This is a genomic window from Sulfitobacter sp. HI0040, from assembly GCF_001634885.1.
Classification (GTDB): domain Bacteria; phylum Pseudomonadota; class Alphaproteobacteria; order Rhodobacterales; family Rhodobacteraceae; genus Sulfitobacter.
This window is the reverse complement of record NZ_LWEX01000264.1, coordinates 1-2,241: the sequence shown is the minus strand read 5'-3', so window position 1 is coordinate 2,241 and position 2,241 is coordinate 1. Positions and strand designations below refer to the sequence as shown.

Genomic DNA, 2,241 nt, shown 5'->3' with positions numbered 1-2,241 from the left:
CCGCCGACGCGCTTGGTGGCGTAGAACAGCACATGCGGCTTGGCGCTGAACGGATCGCGCAGAATGCGCAGGTCAGGACGTTCCGCCACGGTATAGCCAGCGGCGAAATCCCCGAATGCCACGGCCATCGAATCCGTTGCGACATCGGGCATGTCCTCGGCAATCAGTATGGGATACCCCATCAGGCGCGCGGGTTCGGCGGCGGCAAGGCCATCGGTCCACATGAACCGCCCGTCACCGTCCTTCAGCTTGCGCACCACCCCGGCGGTCTTGGAATTCATCACGAAGGTCGCATTGGCCCGGTACTGGGCACCCAGCGCATAGATGAGTTCGACGATCGAATCCGGGCTCAACGCTCCGTCCTGCCCGCTGGGCACATAACCGATCTCGCCCCAGGTCCAGACGTCGTTATGCCCGGTCGGATGGGTCAGCAGGCCGCGCGGCTTGTCGATGCCGTCCCCGGTCAGGAACGCTGCCGCCTCCGCGCGGGCAAACTTGTCCGCGATCCGGCCCGACAGCCACCCCTCGATGTCAAAGGCACTGTCATCGAGCAGACGCTGCGATGCCTTGGGCAGGGCGCTGAGTTCATGCAGCGGGATGGTGATCCGGTCGATCTGCGGGGTATCGGTCTCGGCCACCGGGCCGGCTTCGGTGGCCCAACCGGCGCCCACGTCGGTATGATCCACCAGCACGTCATAGGATGTCGCCTCGACCCGCACCACGGAAGCAATGGCCCGGATCGAAGCGGTGGCGTTCAGCACCGACTGGACCCGCTCCGCCGTCTGCGGATCGACAAGATAGCCGCCGTCCGAGTTCACGGCAGTCGAAAGCGACTTGCCCTCCAGTTCCAGCCCGCGCAGCCCGTCGTCATCCCCGTTGCGCAGATAGGCGTTGAACGCCTTTTGGTGCGGCGCGCCGCTATCCACGCGTCCGCTCAGGGGGGACCGCGCAGGCGCCGTCATCTTCTGATCCATCATTGTCATACGTTCTTCGCTCCGTTTCACTCTGGTCTCGATCTCGGCCCGAAAGCCCTTCATGTCGGAAAGAAAGCCCGCCACGGCTTCCTCCATCTCCCGCACGGGGGCGGACTGGCTTCGGGAAATCCCGGTCTGTTCTGCGCTCATCGGCGTGTCTCCTGTTGCGTTCCGTTCATGTGGCGTCGTCCTTCCGTTCCAGCGCCGCACGCGCCTCGCGGAAAACGCTGGCGATGCCACTGCAGATGTCCTCCGGCAGCGCGTCACCCTTGGCCCCGACACGGGCGTCAGGCAGCATCGGAAAGGTCACGAGGGAGACCTCCCAAAGGTCGAGCTGCGCCAGAACCCGGTGCCCCTTCTCGTTCCGTTCAGCCCGCACCGTGCGATATCCGATGCTCAACCCGTCGAGCGCGCCGGCCGTGACAAGTGCCGCCGCTTCGCGACCCCGTGCGACATCGCTCAGCAACCGGCCCTTCACCCAAAGGCCCCGCGCGTCCTCGCGCACCTCGTCCCAGACGCCGATGGGCTGTGCGGGATCGTGCTGCCAGAGCATCTTCACACTGCGCCCGGCCTCCGCATGGGCTTTCAGCGACGCGGCATAGGCGCCCGGCGCCACGCTGTCGCCGCCCTGATCCAGGTTTCCGAACAAGCTGGCATAGCCGCTGATCTCCACCCCGTCCGCGACGGTACGGGCATTGTCGAAACGGGCGAACTTGCGTTCCAGCTGCGGCAGGGCCGCGCCCATGCTCTCGTTCCAGTTCTGCATATCGTCTCCTTGCAACTGCATCGCTCACGAAGGCGCCACGACGAGAACGGATTGAACCGCCTGCGCCAGGATCACCGCCACCACCCCGTAGACGGTCAGCCACAACCTGCGTTCCAGCCGGTCGAGCCCCTCCTCCAGCCGCGCGATCCGGCGCGACAGGTTCTCGTGGTGAATGGCGCTCACCCGTTCATGCGCTTCGAGCCGCAATCCCGGGGCACATTCGAACCGCTCATAGCGGGGTTCCTCACCCATCCATCGTCTCCACCGGCAGTCCGAGCAGGCGGCGCTTTTCCGTCTCGCTCAGGAACTCCGCCGCCGACACCCGGGCCCATTGCGCATCGCGCTCTGCCGACAGGGCCGGAACAAGGTCCAGATCCGGGCGCAAGGTGACCCCAGCCGCGCCCACCCCGTCGAACCCGTCGAGCCATTGGCCAAGGGCCGCGCAGATACGGGTCGCCAGCGGCAGCACCGTCAGCCGGTAAAGGGCCCGGTGCGCCTCCT

3 protein-coding genes and 1 pseudogene are annotated in these 2,241 nt (G+C 66.3%); all 4 read right to left on the bottom strand.

All coding sequences use genetic code 11. From position 1 onward, the window contains the following. Nucleotides 1-1,124, bottom strand: a 1,124-nt coding sequence (locus A3728_RS13495) for a phage major capsid protein (RefSeq protein WP_067924670.1), incomplete at its 3' end; no start/stop codon positions are given. A gap of 25 nt (nt 1,125-1,149) precedes the next feature. Then, on the bottom strand, nt 1,150-1,740 hold the full coding sequence (locus tag A3728_RS13490; protein ID WP_236628024.1) for an HK97 family phage prohead protease: 591 nt from the start codon (nt 1,738-1,740) through the stop codon (nt 1,150-1,152). Nucleotides 1,741-1,764: 24 nt separating this feature from the next. Continuing rightward, nucleotides 1,765-1,992 (bottom strand): GTA head formation protein, RCAP_rcc01685 family, encoded by a 228-nt coding sequence (locus A3728_RS13485; protein WP_067924668.1) that lies wholly within the window; start codon nt 1,990-1,992, stop codon nt 1,765-1,767. Beyond that, nucleotides 1,985-2,241, bottom strand: a pseudogene (locus tag A3728_RS13480) (phage portal protein); the annotation flags it as partial. The pseudogene A3728_RS13480 and the gene A3728_RS13485, both read right to left, overlap by 8 nt.